General features: G+C 47.3%; 13 protein-coding genes. 4 read left to right on the top strand and 9 right to left on the bottom strand.

The features are described from left to right. Nucleotides 1-23: 23 nt before the first annotated feature. The 3 genes from recO to eno are packed head-to-tail and all read right to left on the bottom strand — an operon-like array spanning nucleotide 24 to nucleotide 2504. Nucleotides 24-845, bottom strand: a complete 822-nt coding sequence (gene recO, locus V3V99_14615; GenBank protein ID MEE9443894.1) for a DNA repair protein RecO — start codon at nucleotides 843-845, stop codon at nucleotides 24-26. 4 nt (nucleotides 846-849) lie between these two features. Continuing rightward, complete coding sequence (locus V3V99_14610; protein MEE9443893.1) at nucleotides 850-1203, bottom strand: septum formation initiator family protein; 354 nt, start codon at nucleotides 1201-1203, stop codon at nucleotides 850-852. Nucleotides 1204-1208: 5 nt separating this feature from the next. After that, nucleotides 1209-2504, bottom strand: a complete 1296-nt coding sequence (eno, locus tag V3V99_14605) for a phosphopyruvate hydratase (protein MEE9443892.1) — start codon at nucleotides 2502-2504, stop codon at nucleotides 1209-1211. A gap of 131 nt (nucleotides 2505-2635) precedes the next feature. Between eno and V3V99_14600 the strand changes: the two genes are divergently transcribed. From V3V99_14600 to V3V99_14585, 4 genes are read left to right on the top strand one after another with little or no spacing between them, the layout of a single operon-like run. Next, on the top strand, nucleotides 2636-4885 hold the full coding sequence (locus V3V99_14600; GenBank protein ID MEE9443891.1) for a hypothetical protein: 2250 nt from the start codon (nucleotides 2636-2638) through the stop codon (nucleotides 4883-4885). After that, the gene (locus V3V99_14595; protein MEE9443890.1) at nucleotides 4875-6647 is read left to right on the top strand and encodes an ABC transporter ATP-binding protein; all 1773 of its coding nucleotides are present in this window, start codon (nucleotides 4875-4877) and stop codon (nucleotides 6645-6647) included. Before V3V99_14600 ends, V3V99_14595 begins: the two co-directional genes overlap by 11 nt. Continuing rightward, nucleotides 6648-8450, top strand: a complete 1803-nt coding sequence (locus tag V3V99_14590; protein MEE9443889.1) for an ABC transporter ATP-binding protein — start codon at nucleotides 6648-6650, stop codon at nucleotides 8448-8450. It abuts the gene before it with no gap. After that, on the top strand, nucleotides 8443-9222 hold the full coding sequence (locus tag V3V99_14585) for an inositol monophosphatase family protein (GenBank protein MEE9443888.1): 780 nt from the start codon (nucleotides 8443-8445) through the stop codon (nucleotides 9220-9222). The genes V3V99_14590 and V3V99_14585 overlap by 8 nt, the downstream gene beginning before the upstream one ends. A gap of 67 nt (nucleotides 9223-9289) precedes the next feature. On the opposite strand, the gene V3V99_14580 is transcribed toward V3V99_14585, so the two are convergent. The 6 genes from V3V99_14580 to nuoL form a co-directional block, all read right to left on the bottom strand. After that, nucleotides 9290-9901, bottom strand: a complete 612-nt coding sequence (locus tag V3V99_14580; protein MEE9443887.1) for a hypothetical protein — start codon at nucleotides 9899-9901, stop codon at nucleotides 9290-9292. Nucleotides 9902-10316: 415 nt separating this feature from the next. Then, nucleotides 10317-11222, bottom strand: a complete 906-nt coding sequence (locus V3V99_14575) for a PTS sugar transporter subunit IIA (GenBank protein ID MEE9443886.1) — start codon at nucleotides 11220-11222, stop codon at nucleotides 10317-10319. Continuing rightward, the gene (locus V3V99_14570; protein ID MEE9443885.1) at nucleotides 11197-11865 is read right to left on the bottom strand and encodes a DUF502 domain-containing protein; all 669 of its coding nucleotides are present in this window, start codon (nucleotides 11863-11865) and stop codon (nucleotides 11197-11199) included. Before V3V99_14570 ends, V3V99_14575 begins: the two co-directional genes overlap by 26 nt. An 85-nt stretch (nucleotides 11866-11950) precedes the next feature. After that, nucleotides 11951-13417: an NADH-quinone oxidoreductase subunit N gene (locus V3V99_14565; protein ID MEE9443884.1), complete on the bottom strand. Its 1467-nt coding sequence runs from the start codon at nucleotides 13415-13417 to the stop codon at nucleotides 11951-11953. A gap of 1 nt (nucleotide 13418) precedes the next feature. After that, nucleotides 13419-14900: an NADH-quinone oxidoreductase subunit M gene (locus V3V99_14560; GenBank protein MEE9443883.1), complete on the bottom strand. Its 1482-nt coding sequence runs from the start codon at nucleotides 14898-14900 to the stop codon at nucleotides 13419-13421. A 7-nt stretch (nucleotides 14901-14907) separates the two neighbouring features. Continuing rightward, nucleotides 14908-16917 carry an NADH-quinone oxidoreductase subunit L gene (gene nuoL, locus V3V99_14555; protein ID MEE9443882.1) on the bottom strand — a complete coding sequence of 670 codons (2010 nt, stop codon included), beginning with the start codon at nucleotides 16915-16917 and terminating at the stop codon, nucleotides 14908-14910.

Genomic DNA, 16917 nt, shown 5'->3' with positions numbered 1-16917 from the left:
TTGACTTTTTTCTTCTTACCCACTTATCCTCCGGAGTTTTTTACCGCCGCGGCCAGTTTATCCAAAAAATCAAATGATTTCAACTGTTTCATCGACTCGGCATGATATTTCAAAAGCAGGGTTATAATCTCAACCAATTCCTGAAGTTCCTTCAGCGAGACCGGAATTTTTGACGCTTCCACCAGCGAGGATTGCATCAGCCGGACCAGTTTACTGTGGAATTCGAATCCAAGGCCGATGAGGGAGTTCTCTCCTTTCAATGTCGAGCGGCAATCGACGCATACAATCCCGCCTCGCTCGATGCTAAGCATCAGTTTTTCATCGCTTTCTTCCGAGTCCCGGATCAGGCTGTCCCCTGCCTTTCCACAGGAAGTGCATCCGGTCAGGTTGGGGCGAAACCCTAATAGCGAAACAAGGCGCAATATATAACCGGCGAACAGACCCGGCAACCGCTTTTTATCAATCGTATCGGTCATTCGCAAAAAAGACAGTGTTATCTGGTAACAAACAGACTGAGGATCCCCCCCGGTAAGTAAATTATTGAGCAGTTCAATGGCGGCTGAGGCGAAGGCCAGTCGTCCCAGTTGCCCGTCTTTTTCAAAAAGGAATACCTCGACCGGCTCAACATCCGATAAATAGCCGCTGCCTTTTTCGCCCCGCAAATATCCGGTAAATTCGAGGCGGGCAAAACGGAGAGGCCGTCCGCGTTTTCCGTTAAGTTGTCGCGAGCCTTTGACATTGAGGGTTAGTTTTCCGCAGTCGGGGGTGAAGATAATCAGAGTTTGCGATGATTCCGACCAGTTTGCGCTGGAGAGAATAATCCCTTCGGTTTTATGAATAGCCATTGTATCAGCGCTTTACCCGCAGGTGATAAATGGTTTCTCCCGGGCGCGAAAATCCGTAACGGGTACGGGCCAACCATTCGATAAAGTGCGGATCGCCATTTATTCGTTTCAGACGATACTTATAATCGGCCGCTTCGGTGAGTGTGTTCATATATTTCTTTTCGAGGTTTTCCTTTTGGGCTTTGAGGCGGTGGATGCGAAAGAGGCCGTAATCTCCCGAACAGAAGAGAAATGCCAGATACAGCACCCCCAGGCATACAAGGAAACGAATTGTTTTGCGCTTAAAACCATGTTCGTGTTCGGCCAGCCTTTTTATCAGCTGGCGCGTCACATTTTTTCTTAAATTATCAGCCATCATAAAGACTATTTAATATTATAGAATACATCCATGCCGCGATACTCGGCCATATCGCCGAGGAGTTCTTCGATTCTCAGCAGTTGATTATATTTGGCGATACGGTCACTGCGGCACAATGACCCGGTTTTAATCTGCCCGGCGTCGGTGGCGACGACAACATCGGCGATGGTTGCGTCTTCGGTTTCACCCGAGCGATGCGAGACAACCGCCGTGAAACCTGCCTTTTTGGCCAGTTCAATGGTATCGAGAGTTTCGGTCAGGGTTCCGATTTGATTGAGTTTGATCAAAATCGAGTTGGCTGATTTTTCCTCAATACCCCGGGCCAGTCGTTTGGGATTGGTGACGAACAAATCATCGCCGACAATCTGAATTTTGTTTCCCAGTTTTTCCGTCATCAATTTCCAGCCGTCCCAGTCGTCTTCGGCGTGGCCGTCTTCGATTGATATAATCGGATACTTATCCACCAGTCCGGCGTAATAGTCAACCATTTCCTCGGAAGAAAGCTCGCGGTTTTCGGAAGCCAGGATATATTTTTGTTTTTCGGTGTCGTAGAATTCGGTGGAAGCCGGATCGAGAGCATACATGATGTCCTGGCCGAGTTTATATCCTGATTTTTCGACCGCTTCGGTGATAACTTCCAAGGCTTGAGCGTTAGATTTCAAATCGGGAGCGAAGCCGCCTTCATCGCCAACGCTGGTGTTACATCCCATCCCTTTCAGTACTTTTTTAAGACTACCAAAAACTTCCACACCCATGCGGAGAGCCTCGGAAAACGAAGGCGCGCCGACTGGCATAATCATAAATTCCTGCAAATCGACATTGTTATCGGCATGCTTTCCGCCGTTTAAGATATTCATCATCGGCACCGGCATTAATTTGCAATTGGTTCCGCCAATATATTCATAGAGAAACCTGCCGGAAGACTCGGCGCAGGCCTTGGCGGTTGCGAGTGATACGCCCAGAATGGCATTGGCGCCCAATTTTGATTTTGATTCGGTGTCGTCGAGTTGAATCAGAAAATTATCGAGACGGACCTGGTCGAACGGGTCCAGGTCGGATTCGAGGATCGCGGGAGCGATGATATTATTGACGTTGCTGATCGCCTTAGTGACGCCTTTACCGAAATATTTTTCCTGGTCGCCATCGCGAAGCTCAACCGCCTCATGCGCCCCGGTCGAGGCTCCGGAAGGAACGGCGGCCCGGCCCAAAGTACCATCTTCGAGCATCACATCGACTTCAACAGTCGGGGTGCCGCGTGAATCGAGAATTTGCCGGGCGGAAATATATAGAAAATCAGACATTGACATATCCTTTCAATAATGAATTTTAGATTAAGAATCTAAACCGATTGAGATATTTAGCGCAAGTGAAAATTATTTACCGGCAAATTCAAAAATTGACATAAAATTTTCAAACCGCTATTTTCCTGCTGATGAATCTTCGCAATGCGATATTGATTTTTATTTCCCTGGTAATTTTTGTAATGGGGAATGCGGGCGCTGATGATTTAACGGGTAAAATTCGCGCCGCTGAATCGGATCTTACTGTTTTTTGCCCGGTTATTGATGCAGATTATATTCAATGGTCGGCCCTGCTTTATCTTAATCAGCAATATGGCGCCGAGATTTATATCGGGATATTGCATCCGTCGGCTTATTTCGGATGTAAAGAGATTACAAGTTCCGACGGACAGTTTCATCTGGCATATATAGGATACCCTCCGGCCGACAGTGATAGTATGCTGGTTGATTCGGTATGCGACGCGCTCTTTGCGGACGGTTATCCGAATATGGCGATCTTCGAAGCCGCGCAGGCGGCCGATTCGGCATTTATCACATATTTTTTGAGAGACATGCGGCAGAAAACTCTCGATGACTCGCTGGCTCTTTCGCACCTCGAACGCATTTACATTCGCGGAACTAAAAGCGGGTCGGGCGGAGTTATATTTAATGATTCGGAAATTTACGACAAGCTTAAAGACAGGGCAATTTTACTAAATCAGTCTTTTTCACTCGACGGCCCGTTGGAATACAAACCGGATCGATTCCGCTGGTATTATCCTCTGGAAGTTGATGAAGAGAATCCCGTTCAGACTAAGGGCGATTTCTTGTCTGGGATGGATGTTTTCCGCCTTCCGGATATTATTGCCCAAAAGGTTATCGCCGGGCCCGAGCAAAAAAACCTGTTAAACCGGTTGAGCCGGTTTATGTCATTTATTCGCACAACATATAATCAACGCATGAGCCAGACTGACCGCCTGCGCCTGCTGTTAAACGCGTACGGAGAAATTTCGCGTCTGGTTCAAATGCTGGACGCCGGCTCGGGTAATTTGAGAAGGACCCGGGTTCCTGACCGGGCCAAAAGAGTTCGATATAAAACTTCACTGGCGGTCGCTCAGGCGGTTGGGATTAACTGGTCGGGGAATCTGCAATCGAGAAACACGCCTTTTGGAAAAACCGGGAAGCTCCTTTTTGATCTGGAATTGACGGGGTCGCTACCAATTGAACTTTCGCATTTGAAATTCCTGCCGGCGGGTCAGGCTCCGGTTGAGATTGAATCAATATCGAGTATCGTTACGCCTCATCAGAAATTGCATCGGGAATACGCTGTTGATCTATCGGAGATAAATCTGGAAGGTCAGCCTGACAAAGAACATCTCTTTGCGATTGAAATAGTTATTGAAGGGATGCCGATGGAATTGTTTGTTCCGTATAATGAATACGTCGATGAGGAACTTTCTTTGACGTGGCTGCCGGGTTACGCGATTTTATCTCCCTTCAGAGAGGGCGATATAACTTCGCTGGCACAACCGTTCGATTGGCAGTTATTGATTACTAAACCATATCAGTCAGAACTAAAGGCTCGCCTTTTAATTGACAATCCCGACGCCATCGTGGTCGGCAGTTACAAAAAGGATATCGTGATACCCGAAGGCGTCACATCTCAAATGGTTGATATCCATCTGGCCGCGGGCCGGTCTATCGGTTATGGAGAGAGAGAGATTGTCGCCCGGTTGGTATCGAACGGCAATACGATTTCATCGACTTCGGCCGATGCCCGGATCGTCCGTTTTGAGGTGCCGCCTGTTCGCGATATCGCATTTGTACCGGATAAGACGGGACAATTGGAAGATATTCTGCGCATGGTCAACGTTTCCGGCCATGTTTTTACGCCGCATAGTATTTCAAGGGCAACTCTGGAAGCGTACGATTTGCTCATAATCGGTACGGACGCGGGCGAACAATACGCGAAGGCTCTGCGAAAATCGGGAAGGAGACTGCGGAGATTCGTTCGGGAAGGGGGCGAGATTCTTATTCTGGGACAATCATTCGGATGGCCCCATGATATTTTCGATTTTTCGATTTTTACTTCGGAAAATGTCGGCCCGGTACCCTTAGATATAAAAAATAATAGCCATAGACTAATAAATGAGCCGTATGCTATTGAAGGAAACCGGCTGGCAGAAGCGGCTCTGGAAATGAGCCGTTCCTGGTCGGCCATATTCAGCGCGGGCGATGAAATTATTTCGGCCGGGGAACTCGGCAGTTATTTGCGGGTTACCAAAATTGGTGAAGGTCATGTTATCTATTGCGGTTTGCCGCTTTTGGATATGGCCTCAAAACTTGACGTGGATGCAATTCATTTACTCGCTAATATATTGAATTTTGGACATGGACGCTGACAAAAGCGGATTATTCGTACATTTACTACCCCTGGTTAAAAAAAATACTCGCTACATTGTTATTGGAGGGGTAGCGGCCATTTTTGCCAATGGCCTGATGCTGATAAATCCTTACCTGATCAAGCTGGCTTTTGAGGCAATCGAATCGAAGCAGGCGACCGATGTTATTTTCAGGTTATGTGTGTACATGGCCGGTTTGTCCGTTGCCGCGGGATTGTTTCGCTTTGTCATGAGACGGACGATTATCTGGGCTTCCCGAAAAACCGAATTCGATTTGCGGAATTTGATGTTCACCAAATGGCTCGGTCTTGATGCCTCGTATTATAATCGAAAACGCACCGGCGATTTGATGGCTCATGCCACCAACGATATCGAGGCTATTCGGATGATGACCGGTCCGGGAATTATGCATATTCTTAATACCATTATTTCGGTCGTGATTGCCGTTGCGTTCATGGTCACACTTTCGGTCAAGCTTACCCTTTATACAGTTTTACCGCTTCTGCTTCTGGCGTTATCATATAATCGGTTGGGGCAATTGGTTCATAAAAAATATTTGGCGATTCAGGATCACTTTGCCTTCATGACAGCGCAGGTTCAGGAAAACCTGGCCGGTATGCGAGTGATTAAGGCTTACGGTCGGGAAAAATCCGAAAGCGACCGCATGGCCAAAACATCTCGTAAATATGCCGAGATGAATCTCGACATGATGAAAATTTACGGATTATTCCGCCCGCTTCTGTTTGCCATCGCGGGAGGTGTTTCGCTTTTGGTTTTATACGTCGGGGGACGGGAAGTCGGCGCCGGAATATTTTCACTGGGTACCCTGGTTGCTTTTTTGGGATATCTCGTCTGGCTCATTTGGCCGATGATGGCTCTGGGCTGGGTTATATCGCTTTATCAAAGAGGCACGGCTTCGCTCAAGCGTATTAATAAAATTCTTGACGCCGAACCTTTAGTTTCAGATGACGGGCAAAAACGGAAAGAGCGCAGCGAGGTTAAAGGCAAGGTTGAATTTAAGGATTTATCGTTCGCTTATCCGACATCCGAAGATAAAAACGTTGAAGTAGTTTTACATAAAATAAATTTTACGATTGATGCCGGGATCAGGCTGGGGATAACCGGCCCGACCGGTTCGGGGAAAACCACCCTGGTATCGCTTATCCCCCGTTTATATCCGGTATCAAAGGGGCGGCTTTTCATTGACGGTATTGATTGTACCGAACTTTCCATCAGGGCCCTGCGCGACGCGATTGGATTCGTCCCTCAGGAAACATTTCTGTTTTCCGACACCTTGGAGGCGAATATATCATTTAGCGATGACTCGTATGAACATCAAAAAATAACCGATACCGCTCGACTGGCGGCCCTGCATGAGGATGTCGAATCATTTCCCGAAAAATACGAAACAATGCTGGGCGAGCGAGGCATCACTCTTTCCGGCGGGCAAAAACAACGGGCGGCTCTGGCGCGGGCGATATTAAAATCGCCGTCGATTATTATTCTCGATGATGCCACCAGTTCAGTCGATACCGAAACCGAACAGCAGATATTTGAAAATCTCGAGCGAGTTCTTCCCGGGCGAACTTCGATTATAATTTCGCATCGCGTTTCCAGCTTGATGAAATGCGACAAAATTATTTATCTCGAAGACGGCCGGATCATTGAAGAAGGCAATCATGATAAATTGATAAGCCTGAACGGCGCCTATGCAGCCCTCTATCGACGCCAGTTGATGGAAGCGAGTCTGGAGAATATGTAAATGGCGTCGAACGCGAAGAAATATCACGATGAGGAAGTGCTGGGGAAAGCCTACGACGCCAAATTGATGCGGCGGTTGTTGACCTACCTGCGACCGTATAAAATGAAAGTCTTCTGGTCGGTGGCACTTTTGTTTGTCGTTACGGCATTGCAACTGGCGGGGCCTATTATAATCCAGATCGCCATCGATAAATATATCGCTGTCGGAGATAACGAAGGTTTACTCAGGATATCTCTATTATACCTGGGTATTTTAATTGCGCTGTTCGTGACGGGGTATATTCAATTCTACTCGATGCAGGTTATCGGCCAATCGGTCATGTACGATATCCGAATGCAGGCTTTCAAACATCTGCAGAAAATGCACCTTGCCTTTTTTGACAAAAATCCGGTCGGGCGGCTGGTTACCCGGGCAACCAACGATGTCAACGTCCTGAATGAATTGTTCTCTTCGGGAGTGGTAGCGGTCGTCGGCGATATATTGACATTGGTCGGAATCGTTATCGCCATGCTTTATTATAGCTGGCAGTTGACGTTGATTACGTTTTTGGTGTTGCCGTTTATGATCATCGCAACCGCGATTTTCCGCAACAAAGTCAGGGACATTTATCGGGAAATCCGGATAAGGCTGGCGCGAATCAACGCTTTCCTGCAGGAACATTTGACCGGGATTTCGATTGTTCAGTTGTTCGGGCAGGAAAAACGGATCTTTTTCAAGTTTGACAAAATCAATGAGAAGCTGCAAAAGCAGCATTTCAGGTCAATCTATTGTTATGCTATATTTTTCCCAACAGTGGAGGTTATCGAGACTATTGCTATTGTCCTGCTTATTTATTTTGGCGGGGTGCGCATCAACATCGATCTTTTGACATTCGGGGAATTGGTGGCTTTTATTCAACTGGTCGAGAGGTTTTTTCGGCCGCTGAGGGATTTGTCGGAAAAATATAATATCCTGCAATCGTCGATGGCATCATCGGAGCGGATATTCCGGATGATTGATAAAGAACCGGAAGTGGTCGCTCCTGTCCGCGCGAAGATAATCGAGAATTTCAAAGGTGAAATCGTTTTTGATAATGTCTCCTTCGCCTACAACGAGCCGGAATATATTCTCAATAATATATCTTTCACTGTCAAACCGGGCGAGAAAATCGCGATTGTCGGTTCCACCGGGGCCGGTAAGACTTCGATTATTTCGTTGCTGTTACGATTCTACGATTGCCAGAAAGGCGATATCAAACTCGACGGCGTGTCATTGAAAGATATGGATTCGGAATATGTCCGGTCGCACATGGCCCTGGTATTACAGGATGTCTTTATTTTTTCCGGTGATTTTTCGCGTAATATTGATTTGTATAACAATGATATTCAACCGGCGCAGATATCCGACGCCGCCCGAAAAGTAGGCATCGCCGATTTTATCGAACGCCAACCCGATAAGTATGCCGCCGCGGTTCAGGAGCGGGGCGCGACGTTATCGACCGGTCAGAAACAGCTTCTGTCTTTCGCGAGGGCGCTGGCGTATGATCCGAAAATACTTATTCTCGATGAAGCGACCAGTTCGGTGGATACCGAAACCGAGGGGATGATCCAGAAGGCGTTGGAACAGTTGATGCGGGGCCGGACGTCGATTATTATCGCGCACCGGTTATCGACGATTGAAAAAGCCGACCGGATTATGGTCATGCATAAGGGACAGCTCCGCGAGATGGGCACGCACCGGGAACTTTTGGGGCTGAAAGGCATTTATTATACATTGCATCAAACGCAATTCAAATTCGCTAATGGAGTAAGAGCCAGTGCCTGATTTTCGCAAAGAATTAAAATTCGCCAAAGAAACGGCCGTCGCCGCCGGAGATATCCTTTTGAAAGGATTGAAAACCAAAAGGCGGGTGCATTATAAAGGTCGAGTCGATCTGGTCACTCAATTCGATCTTAAAGCGGAAAAATATATCGTGGGGAAAATAGGCAAAGCCTTCCCCCGTCATTCGATACTGGCTGAGGAAGGCGGTGGCAGCGACAATCATTCCGATTATAAATGGATAATCGATCCTCTCGACGGGACGACTAATTTCGCGCATGGATATCCTGCTTTTTGCGTGTCGATTGGTCTTGAAGTCGAAGGCCGGATGATGCTCGGCGCGATTTATAATCCGGTGCTCGATGAATTGTTTTACGCATCCAAAGGCAAGGGCGCGTTTTTGAATCGGCGGCGGATTCATGTTTCGGAAGAACGCAAATTATCGCATTCGCTTCTGGCGACCGGATTTCCTTATGATATCGCCGATACTTATATCGATAATCTTGATAATTTCGCGCGGATGTATAAGGCGTCGCGGGGAATTCGCCGGGCCGGGTCAGCCGCGCTCGATTTGTGCTATCTCGCCTGCGGGAGATTCGACGGTTTTTGGGAACTGAAACTACATGCCTGGGATACGGCGGCGGGAATCATTATCGTATCCGAAGCGGGCGGCCGCATTACCGACCTCCACGGCGGCCAATACTCGATTTATGACAACAGTATCCTCGCCACCAACGGCAAGATTCACAATCAGATGCAGAAGGTGTTGGTGGGGTAGGGGGTTGATGTAGTAATTAAAATAGGGCAGAAGCCGAGCGTATTTCAATACGGAGACTCCTGCCAAATTAGGCTTGTTGGTTACCTGATTTCGATTTGTCGCTGAAAAGGTCAGAAGCGCTAACAAGAATCAATCCAAATACCTGTATAATCAACGCAATAATTAGTATGTCATTTTGAGTATTAGAATATTTATCTGCCTGCGATTTTAAATTGGCTATTTTATCTAAAAGTTCCTGATGAGTATTTGATTTTATTATAGAATCATTAATTGCTTTTAAATCTTCAAATGTCACAGCAGAATCCCAACTCCGAACAATGCTGTCGTTAGGCAAATCTCCAGTGTTAAATGCATACCAATACTTAAATGCTACCTTCCGTTGTCTAAGAAATTCATTCCAAATTGGTTCTAATGATTTTTCACTTTTTCCAGATTCATAGAGTATTCGATAAGTATTAAGGGTTATATTTGAATTCACGATTTCATTTCGATAGATTACATTATTTTCGCCAAATCTAATTTTCAAATCATTTTCGGCAGAAACTAACTTCTCTTTATAATGCCCAATTTTATTTTCAAGACATAATTGAGAAATCCCAATCAAAATAGTACTAACAATTAGTATGATTGTACCGGTAATCCAACAAATTCTAACTAGCTTGGATCGTCTATCCATCACAACTGAATACCCCAAAATGAATGGTCTTTTTTGTCGAAAGCAAAAGGTTTCGACCTACCTAAATAATACCGTGATTATATGATAAGGGCAAGATAAATTATTCACTGGATCAACGACAACCCGAGGGTTGTCGCTACACAAAATATAGTAATTATCATTCCTGCGGACGCAGGAATCCATACGAAGCGCAGAAAATTATTAAATTTGTTGTCTATTGCATATTACGCATGGATGCCAGCAACGACCCCTTCGGGTCTTTCGCTGGCATGACAAATTACTTCGGCAGAAAAGTCAGATCATCTATGCGACAGCGAGAAAGTAGCTTTCGTCATTCACAGTCAGATCACATGGAAAAAACTTAGATTACAGAGGTACATAGCTTAGGTCATCTAAGCGACAGCCAAAAAGTGACGAGTCACCCGCGGATGATCATGTTGACGATATCTTTGCGGAGGAGGATACCGACCAGTTTGGTTTCTTCGACGACGAAAACCCGGCGGAGGTCTTTGAAGAGCATCATGGCCGCGACTTCGACGATTTTCGTATCGCGGGTGACGACTTCATGATCCCTGACATAAAGCTGTTTAACTTTAATTTTGTCTTCTTTTTTGAGGAGCTCTTCGAACGGTTCAACATCGAGCGAGTAATTGAGATTGGATATAAGAGACTTGAAATCGGGCAGGGCGGCCCGAATAAGCTCCTTGTCGGTTATCAAACCGAGAAGGTTATTATCATCATCGACGACGGCGAGGGCCGAGAGCCTGTGGCGGAACATCAAATTAGCGACGTCCTTGAGGGTATCTTCCGGTTTGATGGTAATGATATTGTGATGCATAATATCTTTGGCGGTCAGTTCCTTTTCGACTCTGACCGAAGATTCCCAGACAGCGTCGATTACTCCTCCCGGCGAGGTGGCCTTGACGATATTTTTTATATTTTCCTGATTACGAGCGAAGGCGGCAAAGGCCGAAAGCGCCTGGAGATAAAGTTTGGCGATATTGGACGGCGTCAGCATGAGACAGACGACGTGAACCGGTTTGCCGTCCGGTGTTTTTTCCATGATGCCTTCGGGTGAGACCCCGACGGCGATGAACATATCGTCGACTTCATCGGTGCGTGCGTGCGGGAAGGCGATGCCACGGCCATAGGACGTATTTTCGATTTCTTCCCGGTCGAGAATAGATTTCAGGATGGCGTCGTAATCGTATTGGGGATGTTTGGTTTCAATTTTTCGAAGAAGTTCTATGATGGCTTCATTTTTCGTTGTTGCGGATAGATTATGCGTTACCAGTTCTTCATTCAATAAATTCGCCAGACGCATTGACAACCTCTTTGATTTTGGGATTATCTTCCATGTTAATCTCCGGCGGTACGACAATTCCGCCCGATACCAGAATTTTCATCGCTTCTTCCACGCCCAAATCGGTTCGATGAATATCGCACTCCGGCACGAATACAACCAGTCCGGTAAATGGCGTCGGGGTTGAGGGGACAAAAACGAGCCTCATTTCTTCGCCGCGATCATTTATTTTAATCTCGCTTTTTCCCGCCAGCAACCCGATAACAAACATCCCCCGCCGGGGATATTCGATAAAGGCGACTTCCGAAAAAGCCCGGGCCCGGGGAGCTACCATTGATTGCACCAGTTGTTTGGCCGCCGTATATACGATTCGAACCAGTGGTGTCCGAACCAGAAAGCGATCGCTCCAATAAAACAGTTTGGCCCCAATATAATTAGTGGCGATGATTCCCGCCAATAGAATTATCAAGATTGTTACGACGGCTCCCAGACCGGGAATATCGTAGCCAAGCAAATCGCGAGTGAGAGGATTTAATATGCCGTCGAGAGTGTTAAACAAAAATCTCAGGACAAAAAAGGTGACAATCAGCGGTACCACTACCAGCAGGCCGGATAAAAACTGCTTTTTCAAGACCGGAATGATTTTACTTAATATTAACGGCATAAGTTTTCCCTGATATATTAATCGGCATAGAAAAGCGGTTCTAAATACCAAATCGAACTGAGAATGTCAAGAGAGGCCAAAGTTTTTAAAAGGCGAAGCTGGTCGCCGCGTCATAGGCCAATTCCAAAATCGATTGCGGCAGAATCCCGAATATCAAAACGCCGATTCCGGCAATAGTCAGGACTAACCCGGCCGGAAATGACGGCACGACCCGATGTTGGCTCTTTTCGGGAGCCAGGTACATCAGCCGGATGACGTTGGCGTAATAATAAAGCGAAATGACCGAAGTCAGCAGAGCCAGGATTACCAGCCACGTGAAGTCAGCTTCGATAGCGGCGGCAAAGACGTAATATTTTGCCAAAAATCCCGCCAGAGGTGGAATACCGGCCAGCGACAAGAGAAAGGCCGCCATAAGCATTGAGACCATTGGCGAGGATTGGGCCAAACCCGCGAAATCTTTGATATTTTCAGAGCCCGTTTTCTCGGCGAATAGTCCGGCCACGGCAAAAGCGCCCATGTTGGCGAAAAGATAAGCGAACATGTAAAAACTGACCGAAGCCACACCCATCGTAGTCGCGGCAACAACGCCGACAAGAATATATCCGGCCTGGGCAATTGACGAATAAGCCAGCATGCGCTTGATGTTTGTCTGGCGAATGGCGATGACGTTTCCGACAATCATGGTAATCGCCGCCAGAACGGCCATCATGTTACCCCAGTCGCGGGGAGCCATCATATCAGAGGCAAAGGCGATCAGCATGCCGTCGAAAATCCTGACGATAGCGGCCAGTCCGGCAGCTTTGGAGCCAACCGACAAAAACGCCGTAATCGGAGTCGGCGCACCTTCATAAACATCGGGCGCCCACATGTGGAACGGAACAATCGCCAGTTTGAAAGTCAAGCCGGCCATAATCATCATCAGAGCAACCGAGAAGGCCGGGCCGATCATGCCGTGCGACAACCAGTAAATAGAGAGATTAATCGTGATCTGATTCAAATAGGTTGTACCGGCCAGACCATAGATAATAGAAAGTCCGTAAAGCAGGATGGCCGAAGATGCGGCGCCGATAATCAAATATTTCAAACCGGCTTCGGCTGAAGCCTTTCTGGTTTTTTGATAGGCTGCCAGGACAAATAACGGAATGGTTGTAAGTTCCAGACCAATATAGAGCATTATCAGTTCTTTGGCCGAGGCCAGATACATCATACCGACGGTCGAGAATAAAATCAGAGAGAAAAATTCACCCCGATGATGAGACATCTTTCCGACAATTCCGAAAGATGAGCCGATGGCCATGAAAGCGGAGCCCAGGAAAATAATTTTAAAGAAGACAGAAAATCCGTCGGAAACGAACATGCCGTTCCAGAGATTACCGCCTTGAAATTTATATAGCAATGCTCCGGTGATAACCAGAGCAACCATACTGGTATAAGCAGGGACCGCAACCGAGCGTTTTTTCGAAAACAGGTCGAGAAGCAAAACTACCAGAGCCATAACGAACAGGAATAGCTCCGGTATCATCGGCGTAATATCTGGAAAATCTACATTCATCTTATCGTGCCATCAGGGTTACAATGTTTTCCAAAGTGGCCCGCATCAAGTCACTCAGTGGTTTGGGATAAATACCTATGGCCAGTGTCAGCACCGCCAGAGGCGCGACACAGAGAATTTCGCGAACATTTATTTCTGTCAAATGACCCCATTTAGCCTGGTCAAATTCACCGAGGAATATGTTCTGGACCATACGCAGGATGTAGGCGGCGGTCAGGACAACGCCCAAAATCGCGATTCCGACGATTACCGGATAGCTCGGGAATGATCCGATAAAGATCATGTATTCGGAGATAAATCCGGACATGCCCGGCAGTCCCAGCGAAGCCATGGCGAACATAGCCATAATACCAGTGTACACCGGAAGTTTTTTACCGATGCCGCCGAAGGCCGCAATTTCACGAGTGTGGGCCCGGTCGTATAAGACGCCTACAAGTAAGAAGAGGGCGCCGGTGATGAGTCCGTGCGAGACCATCTGAAACATGCAACCGGCCATCGCTGTCACGGATGTAAAAGCCGCCAGCGATAGCATACAAAACCCCATGTGCGAAACGGATGAATAGGCGACCAGTCTTTTCAAATCTTTTTGCGCCATTGATACCAAGGCGCCGTAGATGATGGCGATCACCCCCAAAATCGCGATAGGTATCGCAAAAAATCGTATCCCTTCGGGAAGCATCGGCCATGAGATGCGGAGCATACCGTAGGTTCCCATTTTCAAGAGCACGGCGGCAAGGATGATCGATACGGCTGTCGGAGCTTCCACGTGGGCGTCGGGTAACCAGGTGTGAAACGGCCAGACGGGGACTTTTATCGCGAAAGCGATAAAGAAGAAGGCAAATGTAAAAAGCTGGATGTTATGCGGGAAGCTGGGGCCGATTTGGGTCATTTCAAGCATATTGAGCGTATGCGGTTCGGAAGTGAAGTAGAGAACCAGAATCGCCACAAGCATGAAGATGGAGCCGAATAATGTATAGAGGAAAAACTTGATAGCAGCATATTCGCGCCGGGGACCGCCCCAGATACCGATCAGGAAATACATCGGGACCAGCATTATTTCCCAGAAAACATAGAAGAGGAAGAAATCAAGAGCCGCGAAAACTCCTATCATACCGCATTCCAAAAGCAGGAAAAAGACAAAGTATTCCTTGACCCGCTTGGTGATGTTAAAGCTGATGACAATCGAGATAAGCGACAGGAGACTGGTCAAAAGAAGCATCGGAACGGAAATGCCGTCCACGCCCAGAAGATAATTGGAGCCGATAGTGGGAATCCAGGTGTGTGATTCCATGAATTGCATCTGGCTGGTGGTCCAGTCAAAATCGCGAAGGATAAAAATCGTCAGGATAAAGGCAATAAAAGCAAAAAAAGTCGAAACCCACCTGATGATATTATGCTTTTCCTTATCCAGAAACAAAAGCACAATCGCGCCCAAAAGCGGAATAAAGATGGTGTATGTCAGAATCGGATAACTGTAACTCATTTTGGTTTTATCCTCCCAATTGTCCCTCTATTATGCCGATGTGTATCAGAGCTTGATTCAGCAAGTCAGAGGCGGACAAAAGCGCTATCAGTATCAGTCCAAAAACGACGGCCAGAAGATAATGGGCCAGCCGTCCGGTTTGTATGCGGCGCAAAGCCGCGGAGAACCAGTCGGTAATTATACCGAGGCCGTTAACAATGCCGTCAACGATATTGACATCAAACCACTGTTTGGCATCCGACAGCCAGATTGTGATAGTTGCCTGCAGATTAACCAAACCGTCGATGATGCCGGCGTCAAAGCGCCAGAGATTACGCGCCATCCAGTAACAGGGCTGAACGATTACGGCATTGTAAAATTCATCTATGTAATATTTGTTATAAAGGACTTTGTAAACGAAGCTGAATCGTTGTGCCATCGCATCCGGTGAAATTTTTCCCTTGTAATACATCAGGTAGGCCAGAAAGATTCCCGACGAGGCGATAACGATTGAAAGTATCATCGGAAGCCAATGAACGCTTGGTATGTGAGGATGCTCACCAACGCCATAAATATACCAGGCAAATCCTTTAATTTCGATTACTCCTGGAATCTTTGGAATACCGACCCACCCGGCGCAGATTGACATGACAGCCAGGAAAATCAACGGATAAGTCATTGATTTGGGCGATTCATGGGCGTGGTCGTATTTTTCCTGATCGCGCGGTTTGCCGGTGAAGGTCAGGAAGAACAGGCGGAACATATAGAAGGCGGTCATGAAAGCGACCATAAGCGCCACAACGGTAAAGACCGGATGACCCAGAGTCGAGGCAATAATTTCATCTTTTGACCAGAACCCGGCCAGCGGAGGAATTCCGGCAATGGCCAGACAGGCAATCAGGAAAGTCATCGCCGTCGTTTTCATTTTGCCCAGCAGGCCGCCCATTTGTTGAATGTCGTTGGTGTGAACGGCATGAATGACCGAACCGGCGCCGAGGAATAACAGGGCTTTGAAGAAAGCGTGCGTCATCAGATGGAATGAACCGGCGACAAAATGAGTCAGGCCGAGAGCCATTATCATATAGCCCAACTGTGATAAGGTCGAAAAGGCTAATACTCGTTTGATATCATTTTGAACCAAGGCAATGCTGGCGGCAAATAACGATGTAAATAGGCCAATCCAGGCGACAACCTCGGCCGCGGCCGGTGCGGCGACGTAGATAGCCATCGTTTTGGCGACGAGATAAACGCCAGCGGCCACCATCGTGGCGGCATGAATCAAGGCTGAAACCGGAGTCGGGCCTTCCATCGCGTCGGGAAGCCAGACATGGAGCGGGAACTGGGCCGATTTGCCGACCGCTCCGCAGAAAATGCAAATTCCAATGGCAGTCAAAGCCGCGGTGGGAACGCCTCCGGCGGCGACAACATCGAAAACTTCTTTATAGTTGAATGAGCCGATATAGTAATATATCAGCATCAGGCCCAACAGGAATCCCAAATCACCGACTTTAGTGGTAATAAACGCTTTTTTGCCCGCGTCGGATGCCGATTTTTTCTCAAACCAGAAACCGATCAAAAGATAAGACGTGAGACCGACGAGTTCCCAGAAGATGAAGATGAGAAAGAAATTGTTGGCCAGAACCAATCCCAGCATTGAGAACGTGAAAAGCGACAGGTAGGCAAAATATCTCGAAAATCGGGGATCACCGTGCATATAGCCGAGGGAATATATCTGGATCATCAATGATACGGTCGTGACGACAACAAGCATCATGGCCGCGACGGGATCAATCAGGAAACCGAGTTCGAGGCGGAAGGCCGGTAGAGTGACAATATCGAATGCCCTCTCAAGCCGAAACGCTTCGTGCCCGGCATGCATTATCACTTGAGCCATGACACAAATCGACATCAGCCACCCCAGACCAATGGCCCCAATTGATATTCCGGCCGAGAGATTTTCTTTCCAGCGCGTGAAAAATACAATAATAACAAAAGCAAAAAGAGGCAGCAGACCAATTATGTAGGCATTATCCAGCAT

This window comes from Candidatus Zixiibacteriota bacterium (assembly GCA_036480375.1).
GTDB lineage: Bacteria > Zixibacteria > MSB-5A5 > GN15 > JAAZOE01 > JAZGGI01.
This window is presented reverse-complemented; position numbering and strand designations above follow the sequence as displayed.